Source organism: Candidatus Methylomirabilota bacterium (assembly GCA_003104975.1).
Classification (GTDB): Bacteria; Methylomirabilota; Methylomirabilia; order Methylomirabilales; family Methylomirabilaceae; genus Methylomirabilis.
The window spans coordinates 142,727-161,366 of the sequence record PQAM01000015.1 but is presented as its reverse complement, the minus strand read 5'-3'; the positions used below and the strand labels follow the sequence as shown (position 1 = coordinate 161,366).

The 18,640-nt window shown below is 59.5% G+C and carries 9 protein-coding genes; all 9 read left to right on the top strand.

The window, feature by feature from the left end; genetic code table 11:
* Positions 1 to 339 precede the first annotated feature (339 nt).
* The 9 genes from C3F12_12305 (at position 340) to C3F12_12265 (ending at position 18,625) form a co-directional block, all read left to right on the top strand.
* Positions 340 to 540, top strand: a complete 201-nt coding sequence (locus tag C3F12_12305; protein PWB44013.1) for a hypothetical protein — start codon at positions 340 to 342, stop codon at positions 538 to 540.
* Between the two features lie 122 nt (positions 541 to 662).
* Positions 663 to 8,027, top strand: coding sequence for a hypothetical protein (locus C3F12_12300; GenBank protein ID PWB44012.1), 7,365 nt, complete (start codon positions 663 to 665; stop codon positions 8,025 to 8,027).
* Complete coding sequence (locus tag C3F12_12295) at positions 8,024 to 9,733, top strand: hypothetical protein (GenBank protein ID PWB44011.1); 1,710 nt, start codon at positions 8,024 to 8,026, stop codon at positions 9,731 to 9,733. Before C3F12_12300 ends, C3F12_12295 begins: the two co-directional genes overlap by 4 nt.
* A 222-nt stretch (positions 9,734 to 9,955) precedes the next feature.
* Complete coding sequence (locus C3F12_12290) at positions 9,956 to 10,843, top strand: hypothetical protein (GenBank protein ID PWB44010.1); 888 nt, start codon at positions 9,956 to 9,958, stop codon at positions 10,841 to 10,843.
* A gap of 9 nt (positions 10,844 to 10,852) precedes the next feature.
* A complete protein-coding gene (locus C3F12_12285; protein ID PWB44009.1) occupies positions 10,853 to 12,772 on the top strand; it encodes a hypothetical protein in 1,920 nt (639 codons plus the stop codon).
* Complete coding sequence (locus tag C3F12_12280; GenBank protein PWB44008.1) at positions 12,769 to 15,096, top strand: hypothetical protein; 2,328 nt, start codon at positions 12,769 to 12,771, stop codon at positions 15,094 to 15,096. The genes C3F12_12285 and C3F12_12280 overlap by 4 nt, the downstream gene beginning before the upstream one ends.
* Before the next feature lie 106 nt (positions 15,097 to 15,202).
* Positions 15,203 to 17,134 carry a hypothetical protein gene (locus tag C3F12_12275; protein PWB44007.1) on the top strand — a complete coding sequence of 644 codons (1,932 nt, stop codon included), beginning with the start codon at positions 15,203 to 15,205 and terminating at the stop codon, positions 17,132 to 17,134.
* 133 nt (positions 17,135 to 17,267) lie between these two features.
* Positions 17,268 to 18,107 (top strand): flagellin, encoded by an 840-nt coding sequence (locus tag C3F12_12270; GenBank protein ID PWB44006.1) that lies wholly within the window; start codon positions 17,268 to 17,270, stop codon positions 18,105 to 18,107.
* A gap of 119 nt (positions 18,108 to 18,226) precedes the next feature.
* Entirely contained in the window at positions 18,227 to 18,625 is a 399-nt protein-coding gene (locus tag C3F12_12265; GenBank protein PWB44005.1) for a flagellar protein FliS, read from the top strand.
* The last annotated feature ends 15 nt before the right edge of the window (positions 18,626 to 18,640 follow it).

Genomic DNA, 18,640 nt, shown 5'->3' with positions numbered 1-18,640 from the left:
CGCGCTGCCGGGGGAAGATCAGCAGGTTCGATCTGATGTATTAGGAGGATAATGGGTCAGCGGGGTGGGTATACTCGCTAAGATGGCCATACGTCACCAGATCGACTTCTCACGCTTCGCCTGCGTTGTGCGTCGCGCATGTTTTGCTCCATCGCTTCTGGCTGACGGCAAAATTTGCCCGATCTAGTGATATGTGATCACTCAATCCCCTGAATGGGGTCTACTGGAGAAGGATTGACCACATCGTTTTTAATGAGTTGCGTGGAATAGCTCAAACCGTTCCCAATGGCATGGTGCTTGCGTCACCGATCAAGAAGCCAGTGTAACGTATAGCCAGCGTTGCGCTTCAGAGAGAACGACATAAAGCGCATAACCTTCTTCAGGATCGAATCGGCGCAACCTATCGAACTCGTTGGGGGCGTCAACGTCGATATAGTCGAAGGAACGCCAGAAACTCCTGATATGGAGGAACAACTGTCGTGGCCACTGATCAAGCAACTGGAAATATATCTGACGTATCTGACCCTGGGGTCACTTTGAATCAACTTCGCCAAATCGGCCTGTGGCATGATGGTCGACCTCTCCGGTTGCACTTAGGTTGTGGTGAATCTTGTCTGGATGGCTACATCAACATTGACTTTCCGCTTTCCGAACACAACGTAATGCAGGTCAAGGCCGATCTATATACCGATATTCGTCAGTTGCGATTCCCAAGCGGTTGCGTGGACGAAATTCGTCTGCATCATGTGTTTGAACACTTTAATAGGGTTACGGCGCTGGCAATGTTGATCAGATGGCATGATTGGCTCAAGGTCGGCGGTGTCTTGCGGATCGAGACCCCCGACCTGATGGGAAGCGCTAGAACACTTGTTTCAGATGCGGCATGGCATATCAAGATGGCCGCCGTACGTCATCTGGTCGGTGATCAGGCCGCTGCATGGGCCTACCATCTCGATTGCTGGTTTCCGGATCGGTTCGAACGCACGTTGAAGCTTCTCGGATTTGGAGAGATCAAAACCAGCTCATCGGTGTGGGGCCATCAGCCGTATCTGGCAAACGTTGAGGCGGTCGCACTCAAAAGTGAATGCCGCCCGCTTGAAGTTCAGTTGCACATAGCTGAGGAACTGCTCCTAGAGAGTACCGTTTCCTTAGCGGAACGACCTACCTTCGAGGTATGGAAAGCGCAACTGCGAGCGGCGTTATCGGGTACCTTCCCTGCGGTACCATCTATTACTCAAACACCGATCAGCGATCCGCTTACACTCGCCCTTGCCCTCCTCGCTTGCGAAGGCTCATCGCTGCCATTGGATGAGATTCATGATTTCAATCAACGCGCTCGCGACCGTTGGATTGCCGCCAAGGCCCGCGCGGTCCCCGCAGGCGCTCGCGTCCTTGATCTTGGGGCTGGTACGTGCCCGTACCGGCCACTGTTCGCTCACTGCGACTATAAGACCCACGATTTCAAAAAGTACATAGGCGATGAGAAGCTCGGTGGCGCAAAGGACTATGGGCATATTGACTATGTTTCCGACATTACGGCTATCCCCGTACCAGATCAATCGTTTGACGTGATTGTCTGCACCGAGGTGCTGGAGCACGTCTCCAGACCTATAGAGGTAATCCGAGAAATCAGCCGAATCTTACGCCCCCGTGGGAGGGCCTTCATTACTGCTCCACTCGGTTCCGGTTTGCACCAACTGCCGTATCACTTTTATGGCGGCTTCACGCCGGAATGGTACAGACATTTTTGCCCCCAGTGTGGTCTGGAGGTGGGTGAGGTCGTTTCGAATGGCGGCTTCTTTAAGCTGCTGGCGCAAGAATGTGCGCGCGTCGCTGGGACGTGGCCGCAGCATCAACACCTGCATGGTAGCGAAGGTGATGCCCTTCGTCACCTCTTTAGCGAACTCTTGCCACGCTATCTGTTTGCGCTCGACGATAAGTGCTTCATGGATAAGTTTACGGTCGGCTATCATGTGGAGGCGGTGAAGATGGATCAAGATCGTAGCTCAGGGGTAACGCAAACCGCCCTCTCAACGACTGTCCGACCGCAAGCTGACAACGCCAAAACGGTTGGCGTGGCCTTCAGCAAAGATCGTGCCTTCCAGTTGGATGGGACGTTGCGCTCCTTCCTGTTACACTGTCAAGACCGTGATGAGATTACCCTCAAGGTCATTTACAGAGCCTCTGACGAGACACATCAGTTCCAGTATCAGCAGTTGGCCGCCGACTATCCATTTGTCGAATTCTTGCCAGAGCGGACCTTCAAAGCCGATCTCCTTTCCAGCATTTCCGGCGCTCAGTATGTCTTGTTCATGGTGGATGACAACATCTTCGTCAGCGATTTCTGGTTGAATGAGGTGACCGAGCAACTGAAGGCGCATTCGGAGGCGCTTGGGTTCTCACTCCGGCTGGGCAAGAACACTACATACTGTTACCCGTTAAATATGGCACAACGGCTGCCCGAGTTTCAGGTAATCGCTCGGGCCATCCTCATCTATGACTGGACAGTCGCCGACCATGACTTCGGCTATCCCTTGGAGGTGTCGAGCTCGGTCTATCGTACACGGGAGATGCTACCCCTGCTCGAAGCGCTCGATTTCACGAATCCGAATACGCTCGAAGCCCAACTTGCCGCATGTGCTTCCAGTTTCAGAGCCGATCACAGTCGTCTGCTGTGTTATGAACAGTCGATTACGTTCTGTGTCCCGATCAACATAGTGCAGACCGTATGTCGGAACCGGGCTGGCAGCAAGCCTGAGCACTCGCCTGAGCAACTTGCGCGACTCTTTGATGAAGGCTATCGGCTCAAAGTTGATGCCTATTCAGGTTTTACCTCCCATGGGTGCCATCAAGAGATTGAACTGACGGCACAGCAGACTGAAGCGACGTCGCCACTTGTCTCGGTCGTCATTCCCTGTTACAACCAGGCACAATACTTGCCGGAGGCGGTCGAGAGCGTTGTCGCGCAAACGTTTCGTCACTGGGAATGCGTCATCGTCAATGATGGTAGCCCGGATCAGACCAGCCAAATCTCACAAGAGCTGATCGCACGCTATGCCGATAAACGGATCCGCCTGATTGAAAAAGCGAATGGCGGCCTGGCTGATGCTCGCAACGCCGGCATCAACGCCTCGATCGGCACATACATCCTGCCGCTCGACGCGGACGACCGTCTGGCCCCGGTAATGCTGGAAAAGACCGTAGCCCTACTGGAGAATCAACCGCAGGCCGGAGTGGCCTTTACCTACATTCAACACTTCGGCGATCAGACCGATGTCTGGCGCACCGGTCCGTTCACGTTGGAGACGGAACTGCGAGACAACCGCATTCCGTACTGTTCGCTCTACCGCCGTGAACTGTTCGAGGCGGTGGGGGGATATAACACCAATTTGAATGCGTACGAGGACTGGGATTTCTGGCTGGGCGCCTTGGAAAGAGGCTGGACAGGTGCGCTGATTCCCGAGCCGCTGTTCCTGTACCGTAAACGGGCGAATAGTATGTTGGCAGAAGCCAACGCTCGACGTGAGCAGTTGTGTGTCCAGATACGGGCCAACCATCCTCGGCTGTTCAGTAAGAAGCCCGACCACCCCCTTCATATACTCATCGTCTGTACCCACTTTCCACCCTCGGTCGGAGGCCTCGAGACAATTGCGGCGCAGTTGGGCAAGGCACTGATCGCCAAGGGATACGAGGTACATGTTGCGACCGAACGGTCGGACAAAAGGGACTTCACGGACTATTACGGGATGACGATTCACTCGCTGGATCCAGTCCCTGTTACCGGACAACGACTCCCGCACGCCGCACTGCAACTACGCGAGCTGATTCTCTCCGGTCGCTACGACGCCTGTATCCTGCTGGCCGATCCGCGCAACTGGGTCTTCTGGTCCCTGGAAGGACTGGAGATTCCTGAGCATACCCGCATCATTGCGCAGCCGCTGATTAATGCCGATGGATTTGCGCGATGGTGCAACAACCGCGACTTTCGAGCCCGTTTGACGCAGATTCTCAAGCGGGTCCATGCGGTGGTCACCATCTCGACCGGCGGCGCTGTCGTACAGTATCTGACTGAGGAGGGCATCCCATTCGTGTATATCCAGAATGCGGTCGAACGCAACACGGGCAGCGACGGATTTCGGGCACGCTACGGTATTCCGGAATCTACGCCTCTGTTGTTGCACATTGCCAATCTGTGGCCAGTAAAAAACCATCTGGGTCTGATGGATGCGCTGTCAAAAATGGACGGCGACTGGCGGCTTGTGATGATCGGGCATTCGTCCGGCGATATCCAATACGATCGGCAGGTACATGAGGCAGTTCGACGAGATCCCAGATTCATGCTGATTCCCGGTCTGTCTTGCGGCGATATTGCGGCGGCACTCGATGCGGCGGACGTTCTCCTGCTCGCCTCCCGTGGAGAGGTAGCGCCCGTCACGATACTTGAGGCAATGAGCCACGCCAAACCATGGTTAGCAACCCCGGAGTGTGGCGGCGTACACGATAATGCCGGCGGACTCGTGGTGCCACTCGAGGAATTCTCTCACGTCTTACCGCGGCTCCTAAAGAATCCGTACGTTCTCCAGAGGCTCGCGCGATTGGGATACGAACATTGGAGCGAGTGCTTCAGGTGGGATGTCATCATCAGCGCATGGGACAGTCTCATTCAGGCTGGAACATCCTCTACCGAGTTTACGATGCCGCCGCGCATCAGCGAGGAGATGCACTCTATTCGAGCCGATGTTCTGCAAAGCAGCCGTGTAGATATCACGCCGACAACGCCGGTATCGATTTCGCATTCGCCCTTAGTGTCGGTCATTGTTCCCACCTGTAATCGGCCGGAAACATTGAGGACAACACTGGACAGTATTACCGGTCAGACCTACCCGAACATAGAAATCATTATTGTCAACGATGGGGATGCTGATCTCCAGGAAGTGGTGAATACCTATCGCCAACAGCGTCCTGTGACCTACGTGGTCCATGATCGCAATCGCGGCACAGGCGCTGCTCGTAACACCGGGCTAAAGCTGGCCCGCGGCGAATACATCGCCTACCTGGACGACGACGATCGGTATCTGCCTGATCACATCGCGGTGCTTACAACTGCGCTGAACGCGCACCCCGATCATGTAGCCGCGTATGCCCTCGCGACGGAGGTGACCCAGATCGAGCGTAACGGTCAGCGTGAGTCTCTTCGCCGTCAAGTGACCTACAATCGCCCCTTCAACCCTCACCAGATGCTGGTTGCCAATTATATCCCGAACCTTTGCCTCATGCATCGTCGATCCGCGTGTGAAAAGATCGGCGGCCACGATGAAGAGCTCACCATGCTTGAGGATTGGGATTTCCTGATCAAGCTGTCACGGATAAGCGACTTTGTCCATGTCCCACAAGTTACGGCTGAGTATTGTGTTGCTGTAGGTTCCGGCCATCGCAATCGACTGGACGAACATGCCATTACGGCGACCCGCACGATCTATGAGCGCTATGCCGTCCATGCCGCGCCGACTGTTCGTGAGGCCCAGCAGGCATATCTGGATCGGCTTGGTACCGTTATTCGTCACCAGAATCGAGCCGCCCAGCCGTCGGTACCGCCTACGGAGGTGGCAGATCTCACGCGGCAAGCCGAGCAACACATTGCCGAGGGTGATCTGCCCGCTGCGCAGCGATGTCTCAATGAGGCGCTCCAGCTCCTTCCCAACGAACCGCAATTAATAACGGCGCTTGGCAATGTCCTGCTACGCCTCGGTGACATCGAGGCTGCGCGCCGCGAGTTTACAAAGGCGACCGTCCTCCACCCGGAATACGCGCCGGCCCATACCGATCTGGCCGCTGTCTTGTTGTTCCAGGGGCATGCCCGAGAGGCTGAGACGGCTGCGCGCCAGGCGCTCAGACTGCAGCCGACCAATCTCGATGCCCTGAAGGTCCTGGCCCGTCTCTGCCTCGGTACCGAGCGATATGCTGAGGCAGTCCAGGCGTATGCCACGATTCTTCGGGAGAACCCGGAAGATGTGGAGACGCTGTTGCTGGTCGGCAACTGCTACGCAGAAGCCGGCCGTCCAGAAGATGCGGAAGCCTTTTACCGGCGGGTACTCGCGCTTGATCCCGGCAATACCGTCGCCAAGGATAACCTGATGCTTCTGGAGGACAACCAGCCCGTTTTGGATGGGCGCAAACCATATGCCGTGACCTCGGAATTCCCCCTCCCCCCTCCCGCCTCCCGCCTCCCGTCCATCATCATCGTCGCCTACAACTCAGCCCGAACCATCCGCGCCTGCCTGGACAGCGTCTTCGGTTCTACCGATACCCCTATAGAAACGATTGTCGTGGACAACGCTTCGACCGATAAGACCAGATCGATCCTCCGCGAGTACCAAGGTCGGATCACGACCATCCTCAATCAAGCTAACGTTGGTTTTTCAGCGGCCTGCAACCAGGGCATCCGCGCGTCAGCCGGAGAATATATCGTTCTGCTCAATCCCGATACTGTCGTCGCACCGGGATGGTTGAATCGATTGATCGGCCATTCCGGTCCAGGGGTTGGAGCGGTGGGACCGGTGTCGGATTATGCCGCGGAACTGCAGAATATTGATCGACACCTGCCGGATGGCGCGCCGAAGCGTATGGCGTTGAGTGAGGTATCGGACCTGCTTGCCCGGGTCAACGCCGGTAAAGGTATCGAGACGAAGCTCTTGACCGGTTTTTGTCTGATGGTACCGCGTCGGGTGCTGGATGAGATCGGTCTGCTGGATGAGGCGCTGTTTGTGGGTAATGACGACCTGGATCTGTCATGGCGATTGCGTCTGAAGGGTTATAAATTGCTTGTGGCTACCGATACCTTCATTCACCACGAGGGTCAGGTCAGCTTCAAGTCGGAGACGGAGACGAAGACGTCGCAGCTTGTCCAGGAGAGCACCGATCGACTGTACGCCAAGCTCGAAGCCCACTATGGCGTCGGTAGTGTGCCGAGCCCGATGGAGCTGTGGGGGATTACATGGTTTAAGCCGACAAAAGCGCGGGAGGCACCGCTTGCCCCTGACGCCTCACCCCTGACGCCTCACGCCTCACGCCTTACGTCTATTATTATCCTCACGCACAATGGGCTCGAACATACGACGAAATGTCTGGCGAGTATTGAAGCCTGTACACCTGAACCGCACGAGTTGATCATCGTGGATAACGCCTCTACCGATGGGACACTCGACTACCTGCGCGGCTATATGGCCGCCCACGACAATGTGCGTGCGATCGCCAATCGTACGAATCGAGGCTTTGCCGCCGGAAACAACCAAGGGCTTGCGCTGGCCGGAGGCGAGTATGTGCTGCTGCTCAACAACGATACGATCGTCACCGCGGGATGGCTTACGCGGATGCTGCGGATTTTCCGGACACATCCCGACGTTGGCATCGTCGGACCGGTATCCAATTATGTGTCTGGTCCACAACTGGTGCGAGATGCCTCTTACACGAACCCAAAGGAGTTCGACGCATTCGCTGCTCAATGGGCGACAGACCACGCCGGCCAAAGCCGGGAGGCCACACGAGTTGTGGGCTTCTGCCTGCTCATGAGTACAGAGGTCGTGGCGCGCATCGGTGGCCTGGATGAGCGGTTCGGCAGCGGTAACTTTGAAGATGACGACCTCTGTATTCGGGCGTTCCAGGTCGGTTTTCGGGCGCGGATTGCGCTGGACGTCTTCATCCACCATGCCGGCAGCCAGACGTTCAAGGCGGCGAAGATCGACTACCGCCAGAGTCTCATGCGCAATTGGAAGCTGTTCAAACGCAAGTGGGGCATCCCGGCGGATTCCCCGTACGAAAAGGGGTATCGCTTTCCGCCTCCATCGATTTCCGGCGTGCCTCTCTCGGTCCCGCTCCCCGATGTCGGCGTCGACCATCGGTGCGAGGTCGACGGTCGCTGGTGGCAGGAACCGGTCTCTCCGGTCGGCCGGCGACAACACGGTGATCCGGTTGTCCGCCGACCTGGTGCGCGCGTCGGAATGGTTGAAGCGCCTGCAGGCCGGATGTGAAGACCCGAACATCGTTGATGACGATGCGTGAGAAACAGAAAAAGCGGTCGACACTAAGCCTCTGCATGATTGTAAAGAACGAGGAACAGTATCTTTCCGATTGCCTCGCGAGCGCCACACCGTTCGTTGATGAGATCATCGTTATCGATACGGGATCGACGGACCGGACGGTGGACATCGCCAAGGCTGCCGGAGCGCGACTCTTCCACGAGGAGTGGCGCGATGACTTCGCCGCGGCCCGGAACCGTTCTCTTTGTCATGCCACCGGCGATTGGATCCTGGTATTGGACGCCGATGAACGGCTGTCCGGCGACGGCGGGCGTATCATGCGTGACCGTATCGAGGTCCCAGGGGTCGCGGCCTATCTCGTCAGGCTGCAGTGTCCGACCCATGGCGGCAGTGCGCTGGGTACGATGTCGCTTAAGTGGCTGCCGCGGCTGTTCCGAAACGGGGTCGGGGCGCGGTACGAGGGGATCGTACACGAATGCCTGCTACCGTCCCTGAGAGGCAAGGGTAAGATCGTCCATTCGGAGATCACGCTTGAGCACCTCGGTTACCTGCAGTCCGACGAGGTCATGCGAGTCAAGGCAATGCGGAACCTTCATCTGTTGGAAGGCCAGGCCGCGCGTACGCCGGATGACAGCCTGACCTGGATTCAGTTGGCGGAGACCTATCTGACGCTCTCGCGGCATGATCAGGCGATTGCGAGCTATCAGAAGGCGCTTACGCTGTTGACGCACGAGCGCGATCACGGGCAACGAACCATCAGCAATGCCACCGCCGCCGTGGCCTACCAGCAACTCGGCGCGCTCCACCTCTTACGGGGGGGGTGTGATGAGGCTATTGTTGTTCTTCGTCAGGCGATTGATCTGTGGCCCGCGCTCGCATCGGCCTATCTTTACCTGGGCCAGGCCCACGAGAACAAGGGAGAATTGGAGAACGCACGCGAGTCCTACGGTATGGCGATTGAATGGGCGCAGCGTCCCGAGCCGCCTGGACATCCCGTCCGGCTTGTCCCGTGGCTGCCGTGGTTGCTGAAGGGAACGGTCGAGTGTAAGCTCCAGCGATACGATGCGGCTCGGGATGCCCTTGATCAGGCGATTTGTTTGAATCCGGATTTCCCCGGCGCCCATACAATGTTGGGTGTGATCGACCGTGTCTTGGGCCGGCCCCATGCCGCCCTCGAAGCCTTCGAAACCGCACGCCGTCTGGGGGATGCAACCGCCTCACTGCTGATTAATATCGGGACGACGCATCACCACCTCGGCAATTTCGATAAGGCCGTCCAGGCATTTCAGGAAGCCCTGGTCCGAGAGTCCGAGTCGCGGGATGCTCGCCTCGGTCTCTGCCGGGCCTATGTACAACTGGGACAATGGTCGGACGTGGCAGATGAGGGGTATGCGCTTCTGGAGCGAGGGGTCGTCGACCCCGATCTTTACCGCCTCGTCGGTCAGGCGCTGCGAAGTCTGGGGATGTGGACGGCGGCTGTCTCGGTATATGAGGCTCTCTGCGCCATGACCAATCCAATACCGGCCGACTGGAGCGGGCTGGCGATCGTCGCGCTGGGCGCCGGACAGCCGATCAAGGCGCTGCAAGCCGCCGAATATGCGTTGTCTGTGAACCCTCCGGAAGACCTTCGATCGATCCTTCAGGCCGTGACAGAACAGGCCCAAGAAGCGCTCCCCCTCGAATCCGCACTCCTGTAACGCGCCTTTCTTCTCTCGGGACTCCGTGTCGTTCTGAGAGTACCGTCGCAATAGAATCCGCTAAAGAAATCACCCTACCGATACGATAACCTACATGTCGGGCCGTGATCTAGACCAACCGTACCCGGAGCTCCTATCACGCCTGTCGGGAGGCAAACGGCGCCTGAGCGACCGGCACGATGACGTCAGAACGTAGATAGGAATGCATCAATAGGAGAGGAGATGGCTGCATTGAGCACACATGGGACATCGGTGGATACACCGGTACCGGCGCTGGATGAGTTGATCGGAAGCGTCCGAGAAATCTCCACGATTCCACAGATCGCCCTTCGGATCATCGATGTGGTGAATAACCCCCGATCCACCGGTGCCGACCTCGAGATGGTGGTGGGAAGCGATCCGTCGCTCGCCGCCCGCATCCTGCGTACCGCAAACTCAGCCGCCTACGGCCTCCGCCGCCCGGTCAAGACGATTGCATGGGCCATCAATGTTCTGGGCACCAACGAGGTCAGAAACCTGGCCGTCACCGCCCTGATCGCCGAACGCTTTAAGGGCGACGTGGTGGTCGGATCGTATACCCGCAAGGGATTGTGGCGGCATATGGTCTGCGTCGGGTTGGCGGCGCGTCTGGTTGCGTCGCGCGCCGGATTACGGACGTTCAGCGAGGCCTTCCTGGCCGGTCTACTTCACGATGTGGGCATCGCCCTGTTGGATCAGTACCTCCATCGGCCCTTCGCGGAAGTAATCACAACCCTCAAGCCCGGTGTTTCACTGTCCCAGGCTGAGCGGGCGCAGCTTGGGTTCGATCACGCGCAGTTCGGGGCGAGGGTCGCGGAGCAGTGGCGCTTCCCGCCGGTCATCCTGTCGGCGATCCGCTGCCACCACGCGCCGGAGCGTTGCAGCAATGAATCGCAATCCATTGCGCAGGCGGTCGACATTGCCAACTTCATCTGTACCTCAAAGGGGATCCGTTCGATGGGCGCCTCCTCTATCGCCCCTCCGAGCCTCCCGACGATGACCGCGTTATCGATCGATCGTCAGGGCCTGAAGGTCTTGTATGACGATCTGGACGCTGAGTTGGCCAAGGCGCATACCCTGATCAACATCTGAGGCGGGACCGTGAGCATCACCGAGGTACAACTTGACGATATCTTTGGTCGAGAGATGTGTCGGGACCGACCGGCCGACGGCGATCAGGCCGACACCCTGGCGTATCTCGAGACCCGCCTTCAGCAACTGACCCAACAGTACCAGGTCTTCCAGGACGAGCACGAGGAGCTGATGGCGGCAATGCTGGAGGAACGAGACGCGCGCCTGGCGGAACACCGCACCTATCTGGAGCGCCTCGAGCGGGAGGTTCAGGATCGTACCCGAGAGGTACGCGAATATGCCGACACGCTCGAGACCGCTAATAATGCATTGGAACAGGCCAGGGCCCAGGCCGAAATCGCCGCCCGCCTTAAGTCGGAGTTTCTTGCCAACATGTCGCACGAGATCCGGACGCCGATGAACGGGATCATCGGACTGACGGAGCTGGCGCTCGACACGGATCTGACTCGGGAGCAGCGGGAGTACCTCAGTCTGGTGAAGAGTTCGGCCGAATCGCTCCTCGGTCTCCTGAACGACATTCTCGATTGTTCAAAGATCGAGGCGGGTAAGCTCAATCTGGAGGCCATCTCGTTCGACCTCGGCAAGACTCTCCACGCGACGCTCCAGCCGCTTGCGCTGCAGGCCGGCCAGAATGGTCTGACGCTTGCGTGGGATCTTCCGCCCGATATGCCGGCCGTACTTGTCGGCGATCCGGTGCGCCTGCGCCAGATTCTGGTCAATCTGGTCGGCAACGCCATCAAATTCACGGAACGAGGCGGAATCACAATTCGCGCGGAGGCCCTTATTGAAGCTGATCTTGGGCAGTGTTGGTTGCACTGCTCTGTGGCCGACACCGGGATCGGGATCCCCCTCGAAAGGCAGGCGGCGATCTTTGATTCCTTCACCCAGGTAGATGGGTCAACGACACGCCAGTACGGAGGGACCGGCCTGGGTCTGACCATTACGGCCAGACTGGTCACCATGATGGGTGGACAGATATGGGTTGAGAGTGAACCAGGTCTCGGAAGCACCTTCCATTTTACAGCACGATTCGGCGTCCAGGCGACGGTTGGTACCGGGCCGCATACAGGCGAGGTAAAGAGCGAGAGCGGGGATCGGCCGGTCGCGCTCCCGGCCATGTCTCGTCCCCTCCGTATCCTCCTGGCCGAAGACCAGGCCGTAAACAGGCTACTGGCGATCCGTCTGCTGGAGAAGGCGGGACACACGGTCGTTGTCGCCGGTACGGGTCGTGAGGCACTGACCGCCCTCGAGCGGCAGGAGTTCGACCTGGTGCTGATGGATGTGCAGATGCCGGAAATGGACGGTATTTCGGCTACTGCGGCCATTCGCGAGCGCGAGCGGGCCGGCGGCGCCCATCTGCCGATCCTTGCGCTGACCGCTCATGCCATGAGCGGCGATCGGGAGCGTTGCCTGGCGGCAGGAATGGACGACTATCTCTCAAAGCCGATTCAGCCGAAGGCGCTCTATGAGGCCGTCGCTCGTCTGTGCCTACATGTGCCCGGAGCGCAGGCGGATGCTGTTCCGACGGATCGCACGGGGACGGCGACATCGACGGTCACCGCGGGCGAGACTGCCGCACCCGACTCGGATTTCGACCGGGAGTCGGCCCTGGTTCGAGTCGAGGGAGACCGGACACTGCTTTATAAACTGATCGACATATTCCTGGCTGACTGCCCGAAGCGAGTTCAGGAGATTCGCGCTGCTGTCAGCCTCGGCGACAGTGCCACGCTTGAGCGGGCCGCCCACACCCTCAAGGGGGCGGCCGGCCTGTTCGACGCGCGGACTACCGTTCAGGTGCTTGGGCGGTTGGAGATGATGGGTCGCACGGGCGACCTGACCGGCGCCGCACAGGCGCTCGGCGATCTGGAGGACGCGCTTGCGCGGCTGATCCCGGCGCTCACACGATTTGTGAAGGAGGGAGAGGCATGACCACCGGTGCGTGTCCTGTCGCCGTCGTCGTCAATGACGACCTCTCGCAATTACTGCTTATGTCGAAGCTTCTGGAAAAGGAGGAGCTGCGCGTCCGTCCCTGCAGAAGCGCGGAAGAGGCGCTTACGCTAATGGCCGAACAGGGGCCGCCGGATGTGATCGTGACCGACCTGTACATGCCGGGGATCGACGGCTGGCGTTTCTGTCGGTTGCTCCGGTCTCCGGAATATCCGGCCTTTAATCGGATCCCGATTCTTGTCGTCTCCTGGACATTCTCCGGTGCCGATGCCGAGCAGATTACCGCCAACCTCGGCGCGAATGCCTTTCTGGCCGCCCCCTACGAGCCGTCCGAATTGCGGGCCAGCGTACGGGCCCTCCTGGAGGGGCGCAGACCCCGACTGTCGATGCGGGTACTGATCGTCGAGGACAGCCCCATGCAGTCCACAATCCTCAGTCGCGCGTTCGCGGCCCACGGCTATACGGTCATGGCGGCGTCTACCGGCGAGGAAGGCCGATCCCTCTTCCGTGACCATTCGCCCCAGATGGCGATCCTCGACTACCATCTGCCGGATGTGACGTCCGATCAACTGCTCAGCGAATTCAAACAGGCGGCCGTACGGACGGTGGCGATCATGATCACCGCCAATCCGAGTCCGGATCTGGCCCTGCGTTTTATGCGGATCGGGGCGGACGGGCACGTGCGCAAACCGTTCGATCCCGAGTACCTGATCGATCTGTGTGAAAAGGTGTGGCGCGAACGGTCGCTCCTGGCGGTCGAGGATCTGCTGGAGGAGCGGACCCGGCAACTGCGCGAGCGGGAGCGACAGTACGCCCAGTTATGTGAGAACGCCAACGATGTCATCTATACCCACGACCTGAGCGGGCGCTTGACCAGCCTCAATCGGGCGGCCGAACGGATCATCGGCTACACGCGCAGTGAAGCGATGACGATGCCCATCGCTCATATCATCGCCCCGGAATACCTGGGTCTCCATCACGAGATGATGGAGCAGAACGTTCGCGGGGAGACGTCGGGAGAGGCCTACGAACTCGAGGTCGTGACAAGAGCGGGCGGTCGCGTCTCGCTCGAGGTCAGCAGCGGGCCGATCTACCGGGACGGAGAGGTGGTCGGGGTGCAGGGGATTGCCAGGGATGTCAGCGAACGGAAGCGTCTGGAGGCGCAACTCAGTCATGCGCAGAAGATGGAGGCGATCGGAACGCTGGCCGGCGGTGTCGCACACGATTTCAATAACCTGTTGACCCCGATCTTGGGCTATACCAGTCTGCTGAAACTGCGCGGGCGACCCGGCGGCGACGTCTACCAGATCGCCCAGGTGATCGAAGGCGCGGGAGAGCGCTGCGCGCAACTGGCGAATCGGCTGCTGGGATTCGCGCGCGGCGGTAAGCATCTGGACGTTCCTGTCGATACGCACAACGCCGTGCGGGAGGTGGTCGAGCTCTTAAGTCGAACCATTGATAAGCGGATCACCATCACGCAGCGCCTGCTGGCCGAGGAGTCGGTCGTGCTCGGCGATCCCAACCAGATCCAGCAGGTGCTCCTGAATCTGGCCGTAAATGCCCGGGACGCTATGCCGGACGGCGGCAATCTGCATTTCGAATCGGCTGTCGCTGTGCTCGATGAAGACTACTGCCGCACCCACCAGGGTGCGACCCCCGGACGCTATATCATGCTGTCGGTTACGGATACCGGCGTGGGTATCCCTCGAGAGATCCAGCAACGCGTCTTCGAACCGTTCTTTACGACCAAGGAATCGGGTAAAGGATCGGGGATGGGGCTGGCCATGGTGTACGGGATCGTCAAGAACCATGACGGTACGATCCGTATCTACAGCGAGGAGGGGATCGGCACCTCGTTCAAGGTCTATTGGCCGTTGGCGACCGGGGTCTCGCCGGCGCCCTTCCCCATCGAAAAGGCCCAGCCGATACCCGGCCGGGGGCGCATCCTACTTGTGGATGATGAGGAACTTGTCCGCGCCACCTCCGCGGAGTTGCTGCGCCAAATGGGCTACGACGTTGTAACGGTATCCGATGGTCAAGAGGCGGTCGAGTACTATCGGCGGTGTGGTGATCGGATCGATCTCGTCATAATCGACCTGGTCATGCCGCGGCTCGGGGGCGGTGACTGCTTCCGTGCGCTGAAGGCGCTTAATCCGAGTATCAGGGCCGTTCTGAGTACGGGTTACGGCCTGAACGAGGTTGCTCAGCAGTTGCTTGACGAAGGGATGGCGGGTTTTCTCCAAAAACCCTATCAGATCAGCGAGCTGTCCGAGGTGATCGCACAGGCCCTCCAGCATAGGAAATGACCCGGGGCTGTTGTTGTCCGCGCGAAAGCCGTTCGTCTCTCCCACCCCGTTTGCGCTTCCTGTTTTCCTCGAATCACCGCCTCTCCGGTTTCACTAGAAAAGGCTCATGTCGCCCCTGCACGGTGCCGATAGTACTGGTAGTGGTTACACCTTCAATGCGATCGACAGGTGCATGGAGCATTCAATGAAGAGGCGGCGACGCGGAACGCGATCCTATCAGCCAACAAACGTCCGACAGACGCTCGCCCTCTGCATGATCGTCAAGAACGAGGAGACGAACATCGACTGCTGTCTGGAGAGCGTCAAGGGCGTCGCCGACGAGATCGTCGTGGTCGATACCGGCTCAACCGATCGAACAAGCGAGGTCGCGCGGCAGTACGGGGCGAAGATCTTTTCGTATCAATGGGACGACGATTTTTCCGCCGCCCGAAACGTTTCGCTGTCGCATGCCCTCTCCGACTGGATCCTGGTGCTGGATGCGGACGAGGCCCTGGCCGAGGAGGATAAGGGCCGCCTGCGCGCCCTGTTGCGCCCGGATGGTCCGACCGCCTATCTGCTCAATATCGTGAGCCCGGTGGACGATCGGCGCAACAGCCACGCTGTCATCAACGCCTTCCCGCGTCTGTTCAGGAACCGGCCTGAGATTCGGTTTGAGGGACGGGTCCACGAGCAGGTCTCGCCGTCGATTGCACGAATGGGGGGGACCATAAGCCCCTCTGAGATTCGGGTCCATCATCGAGGGTATCACGGCCGCTGGGTCGATCTGCCGGTGAAGCGACAGCGCAACATCCGCCTGTTGAACCAGCAACTTCACGATCATCCGGACGATCCCTCCGCCCATTTCCACCTGGGTGAGGTCTATGCATTAGAAGGAAAGGTTGCCGAGGCGATTGAGTGCTATCGGACCGCCCTGTTGCTTCCCGGTTTGCCGCCCTCCAACCGATCGGTCGCGCGGCGAAGCCTGGCCGCCTGCCTGCTCAACCGACGGCGGTTTGAAGAGGCGTGGCAGGAGTGCGTCGCCGCGCTGGATGAGGACCAGGGCTACGCCATGCCGCATCTGACCGGCGCGATCGCGCTGACGCAACTGGGTCGATATGAGGCCGCCGCACGGCAGATTGACCTCTATCTGGCGAAGGTCAAGCGGCAGGGCCGGAGTATCCATGGCGTTGTGGGCCATGAACCGAATCCGGCCTACGCCTGGTCGTTGAAGGGCAACTGCCTCTTCGCGCTCGGTCAGGTGGAACAGGCGGCCGACTGCTACAGGGCCGCCTTGGCCGTTGACCGGGACTCGCCGGAGGCGCACCTCGGTATGGGAAAGGTCTACAAGTTCAGGGGGCGAGGGGCGGAGGCGGCGACGGCGCTGGAAAAGGCTGCGGTACTGTTCGAACAGATGCCGCAAGGACGTCTCACATTGGCCGAGACGTATGCCGAACTTGGGCGGTGGGCGGAGGCGCTTACGACCTGCGAGGCGTTTCTCGATGTCCGCCCGAACGATGTCGGAGGACTCACACTGCAGGCCCAGGCCCTGCTGAAGGTGGGCCGCCTGACGGAGGCCGAGGCGGCCTACCGTCGCCTTGTAGCCCATACACCGTCCGGTCTGGCCTATTTCGCGCTGGCCTGCCTTGCCGATGCCCGTAGCGACCGTCGAGAGGCGACGGCGTTCTGCCGAAGGGCGTGGGAGCTGGAGCGGAGCGATGCCCGCATCCCGTTTCTGTTGGGTTGCTGCCTGCTCGAGGCGGGTGAGTATCGAGAGGCGCTGGCTGTACTCCTTGAGGCCGAACGCCTGGCGCCGGGTACGCCCGAAATCGTACAGCGGTTGCAACTCCTCGCCCGCCTCGTACAACGGGAGCGGTGCGAGATGCGCCACCCCGCCCTCCCTTTACAAAAGGGGGGCACCGGGGGATTTGTGATGCGCGGTGCGACGTGCATCGCCCCTCACGCCTCACTCCTCACCCCTCACGCCTCGGTACCCCACACCCCACACCCCATACCCTACACCCTCGATCCCGTAGCGGAGGATGGTCGCAGCCCCCCGTGAACCGTGAACTCACCACGTATCACTTAACGCTGAGCACTCTCACTTATGAACTCGATCTCGGGTCGGGCAAGGATGTCCGGTCCACACACCAGGCAACGGATCGTGTCGTTGCCGCTACACGGAGGTAGTCACAATGGCCATCGGTGATCTGACACGCATCAACACCAATATCGCAGCCTTCAACGCATTAAACAGTTTGAGGAGTATCGGCAATCAACTGGGCATCAGTCAGCTTCGGCTCCAGACCGGCAAGCGGATCAACGAGGCGGCCGACGATCCGGCCGGCTATTCGATCGCCAGCAAACTGACCTCACGGGCCAGGGGTCTGGCGACCGCACTCGATTCGGTCGGCACATCGATGAACCTGCTGTCCATCGCGGAGGGCGCGGCGCAGTCGATCCACGACAATCTGTTGAATATTCAGGACCTGATTCGACAGGCGACATCGAGCAACCTCGGGAGCAGCGAGCGCGATGCCATCGAGCAGCAGATCGATGATCTGTCGGCTGAGATTACCCGCCTGCGCGACTCGACGACCTTCAATGGTGTCACACTACTGGACGGCACCTTTACCGGAAAACGAATCCTGACCGGCGCTGAAGCGAGCGATACGATCCTTGCCAGCATCAGTCAGGATTTCTCGTTGACAGACCTGGGTATTACGGATGCCAGTATCGAGGTCGACACGACGACTAACGCCTCGCTCTCGCTGACCTATGTCGACGCGGCGCTGACGTCGGTCCGGCTGGAGATCCAGAACATCGGATCGGTGACCAGCCGATTGCGGAGTATCTCGGACAATCTGTCCGTCGCCGTCACCAACACCCAGGCGGCGAAATCAAGGGTATTGGACGCCGACGTTGCGGCAGAGCAGGTCAACGCCGTACGACTGCAGATCCTGCAGCAGTTGGCGACGGCCCAGCTTGCCCAGGCGAATTCCGGGCCGCAGTCGGTCTTAGCGCTCTTCAGGTAGGGTAGGTAGCTAGCCGTCAGCGTTCGACGGTCGGCCGGCCTCCCCCTCCCCCTTCCTCCTCCCTGAAGGGAGGGGGAGGCCGGCGATTAGCGGACGAACAGCGATTTCAGGAGGAGTGAATGTCATACGTCGGCGCCGTTTCCACAACAGTCGGATCTGATACGCGACCGGCAGTCCCCCTTATTGGGAACCCGATGGCCGCGTATCAGAGCGCCCAGGTGCTGGGGGCCTCCCCGATGCAGCTTATTCTGATCGTATACGATGTGGCGATCGCGGCCTGCGCCCGTCGTGATTCGGTGCGCGCGCGACGCGCCATCACCGAACTGATCGCCTCACTGAACTTTGATTATGAGGAGATCGCGGTGGCACTATTCCGTTTGTATGAATACTGCCTGAACAGGATCAACTCGGGATCGTTTCACGAGGCGGCGAAGATCTTGCGCCAATTGAAGGAGGCATGGGAGACGGCGTTACGCCAGGCTCCCATCAATAGTTCGAGGTGCGACGTCGCGATCTGATGCGGAAGGAAAAGG